Annotated in this window: 4 protein-coding genes; 1 reads left to right on the top strand and 3 read right to left on the bottom strand. The window is 66.3% G+C overall.

Translation table 11 applies throughout. The features are described 5' to 3' along the window. Nucleotides 1-98: 98 nt before the first annotated feature. The 3 genes from RBT42_RS16450 to RBT42_RS16440 form a co-directional block, all read right to left on the bottom strand. On the bottom strand, nucleotides 99-1202 hold the full coding sequence (locus RBT42_RS16450; protein WP_320367109.1) for a HAMP domain-containing sensor histidine kinase: 1104 nt from the start codon (nucleotides 1200-1202) through the stop codon (nucleotides 99-101). Between the two features lie 5 nt (nucleotides 1203-1207). Beyond that, the gene (locus RBT42_RS16445) at nucleotides 1208-1930 is read right to left on the bottom strand and encodes a response regulator transcription factor (protein WP_320367107.1); all 723 of its coding nucleotides are present in this window, start codon (nucleotides 1928-1930) and stop codon (nucleotides 1208-1210) included. 192 nt (nucleotides 1931-2122) lie between these two features. Then, entirely contained in the window at nucleotides 2123-2968 is an 846-nt protein-coding gene (locus RBT42_RS16440; protein ID WP_320367105.1) for an urease accessory protein UreD, read from the bottom strand. A gap of 111 nt (nucleotides 2969-3079) precedes the next feature. On the opposite strand from RBT42_RS16440, the gene RBT42_RS16435 reads away from it, so the two are divergent. After that, nucleotides 3080-3316: DUF1415 family protein (locus RBT42_RS16435; protein ID WP_320367103.1), on the top strand; the 237-nt coding region annotated here is incomplete at its 3' end.

Genomic DNA, 3316 nt, shown 5'->3' with positions numbered 1-3316 from the left:
GGCGGGTGATATCGACGCGTGCGCTTCGTTGGCGTGCTTTGCATAGTGTCCACTAATCTCCTTGGTGGACACTATCGTTGCGGGTCACGCGTTTGATCTCAAGATGACTTCACCGGACGCATACGTTCGACCACGAGCGGGTCGGCATAGACATGGTGGCGGGCACCGTGAAAGCGCAGGGACAGGCCTTTCTCGAAGGCTGTGGGCTCGAAGGTCAGCCGCAGGCGCTCGAAAAGGGCGCGCAGGGGGACGTGTTCGGGCTGGAGGTCAATGCCGCCGGTGTCGATCTTGGTGATGTCGAGCAGTTCGCTGAAAAGGCCTTCGAGCGCATCGACCGAGCTGTTGATGCTGTGAACGAGGTGGGCCACTTCGTCGTCCTTGCAGCGCTGGCGCAGGGCTTCGGCAAACAGGCCGAGGGCGTGCAGGGGCTGGCGCAGGTCGTGGCTGGCAGCGGCAAAGAACTGGGTTTTGGCGCGGTTGGCGAGTTCGGCCTGATGCTGGGCGCTTTCGGCGGCGGCCATCTCGGTGCGCAGGCGTTGGGCCAGTTGCTGGGTCTGGAGCCGCAGGCCCACCATCTCGCCAAACATGCTGTGGAAGGCCCGGCCCATGGCCACGGTGCACAGGCACATCAGGGACCAGATGCCGGCCAGGTAGAGGTTGTCGTCCCCGCCGAGCAAGGCGGTGTGCACGATCATGGGGAGGAAGTACAGGCCCATGCAGGCCAGGAAGAGCCTGGGCTGGGAGGACATGTAGGGCACGGCGCCGATGGCGAAGGAGTACACCGTGAGCATCAAGGCGGTACGCTCAAAGTGGCCGCCATGCTTGTAGAACAGCACGGCCGCCACGCTCCACAGGCCCGCGCCGATGACGGCGCCGGTGTTCCAGCGGTAGAGCCAGCGTTGGGCGTCGATGGGGCCCTGTCGCACGGCCCGGTCGTGGCCGAGGAGGTTGAGGAAGCGGGCGACCCACAGCAGGGCAAAGGCCGCGCTCCAGGCCCACAGCCATGAGCGGGGCACATGGTGCCAGTACACCAGGGTGGTGACCACAAAGCCCAGCAGGTGGCCCATCAGGGCTGCACCAGTCTGTCGGTACACCAGGCGCGCACTGTCCTGGGCCAGCGCCCGTGCGTCGGGGCTGGGGGGCAGGTGGGTGTCCTGGGCGATGGCGGGGGCGGCGGGAAGGGACACAGCGCCCTTGACCACGGTGTTCAACGGGCGTGCCAGGCGCTGCTGTGCTGGAAGCCGCTCTGCTTTTGCAGCATCTGGCTGACGGCGATGACGGCCTGGGTGCGTGAGCTCACGCCCAGTGCCCGCAGCACGGCGGCGACGTGGTCTTTGACGGTCTCGACCGACAGACCCAGCTCGCGGGCGATCAGCTTGTTGGGCTGACCCTTGAGTAGCAGATGCAGCACATCGGTCTGGCGCGGCGTGAGGCCCAGTTGCTGCAGCGAGGGCATGGTCTGGAAGCCCGAGTCCCGCGATTCTTGCTGGACCTGGCGCACATAGGGCGACTGGCTGAACTGGGCGGTGTGTTCGCTGCCCATGCTCATCGGGGGCACGTAGACACCGCCGGAGATGACCTGTTGCAGGGCTTCGACGAGGGTTTCGTTGGTGGCGCGCTTGGGCACGAAACCCATGGCGCCCATGTCGATGGCGCGGATGACGTCGCTGGTGCGGTCAGAAGCCGAGATGACGACCACTGGCAAGGCCGGGTAGCGGGAGCGCAGCTCACCGAGGAGGTCGAAGCCATCGGCGTCGCCCAAGTGCAGGTCGAGCAGCACAAGGTCGTAGCTGGCATCCTTGCGAAGGGTTTCGCGGGCGCTGCTGCCGCTGTCGGCTGCCGAGACGGTGACACCGTCCCCGAGGCCCTGGATGACCGACTGCAGCGCAGCCAGGATCAGGGGATGGTCGTCGATCAGCAAGACCTTCATGCGTTTACTCCTTTTTGCTTATTCTTTGAGTGCGTCGGGGCGAGACCTTCACAAAACAACGCCAGTGCAGACAAAGGGAGCCGTTTTCGCATGATCTGGGGGCCAGACGCGCAACATCATAGTGCTGAGGTCTGGGACGTTGAGTCGGTAAGTGTCTGCGTTTGTAAGTATCAGGGCCTTGTTTGAGGGGGATCAGGTGCGCCACAGGCGCGAGGGGCAGGGAGCCAGATCCCATGCCAGGGTGCGCCATTGGCCCCAGACGGACACCAGCAGGTCCATCAGGGGCTCCACGCGGGGGGCGAGGGCACGCAAGACGACCACCTGATCGTGCGCGCTGGTGCTGCCGCTGGTGGCGCACAGGGGGTGCTCGGTGTGGAGGGTGCGGGCGGCGTCGAGCAGTGCTTCGCGCCGGGTACGGGACAGGGCGGTGCCGCTGGCGAACCAGAGGGTGCCCATGACGCGGTGGCCGGCCCAGCCCAGGGGGCTGTCGAGCAGCAGACGGTCGGTGGCGGCCACGGTGCCGCGTTCCAGCCAGACGCCGGGCAACTCGACCTCCTGGGTGTAGCGGCCATGCGGGTACGCGGGGTCGTCGAAGGGCTCGCTGGCCGCGGGCAGGCCCAGGGCCAGAACGTCCCAGCCGAACATCTCGGCGCGGGGCGCCAGGTCGAAGCGCATGCGGTTGCTGGCGACGCAGCCGCGGTAGGCAATGGTTTCGAGTGGCAGCCATTCGAGGCGGCTGTCGTCGTCCAGACGGGCGTGTAGGGTTTGCTGGGCTTCTTCACCGGCGCTGCGGTAAAAGCGCGTGGCGCCGGGCGTGGTGATGAGCGCGTGGCTGCCGGGTGCGAGGTGGGCATCAACCTGGAGCACGTCGCCGCCGACGATGCCGCCAGGTGGGTGGACCAGCACGTGGTGACAGATGCCGGGGCCTTCCGGGTAGAGGCGCTGCAGGACACGCAGGGGGCCGGTGTGGCGGTCGAGGGCGATGGTGCGTTCGCCATCGCGGCGGTAATCCAGGTTCAGTTGACCGAGCCAGCTCATGAGCCTTGTGCGCGCAGGGGTGCGTCAGACAGCAGTGGGAAAGGGGCAGTTTAAAGCCGATGGCTGCGCTGCAGGCACGCATGGTGGGCCGACAACGGCGACAATCGCGGCATGAGCATGGAACACGACACCGTCATCGAGGACACCCGCAATTGGTTGGTCAAGGCCGTCATTGGCCTGAACCTGTGCCCGTTTGCCAAAGGGGTGCATGTGAAAAACCAGGTGCGCTACCGCGTGTCGGACGCCAGCACGCCGGAGGCGCTGCTGGAGGACCTGATCGAGGAGCTGACCTTCCTGCGTGACGCCGACCCCGAGGAGGTGGACACGACCTTGCTGGTGCACCCGGGT

This window comes from Aquabacterium sp. (genome assembly GCF_034003525.1).
Taxonomy (GTDB): Bacteria; Pseudomonadota; Gammaproteobacteria; order Burkholderiales; family Burkholderiaceae_C; genus Aquabacterium.
This window is presented reverse-complemented; position numbering and strand designations above follow the sequence as displayed.

Excerpts from the sequence above, each read along its gene's own strand:
- RBT42_RS16440 (WP_320367105.1), bottom strand. The coding sequence starts at position 2,968 with ATGAGCTGGCTCGGTCAACTGAACCTGGATTACCGCCGCGATGGCGAA.
- RBT42_RS16445 (WP_320367107.1), bottom strand. The coding sequence starts at position 1,930 with ATGAAGGTCTTGCTGATCGACGACCATCCCCTGATCCTGGCTGCGCTG.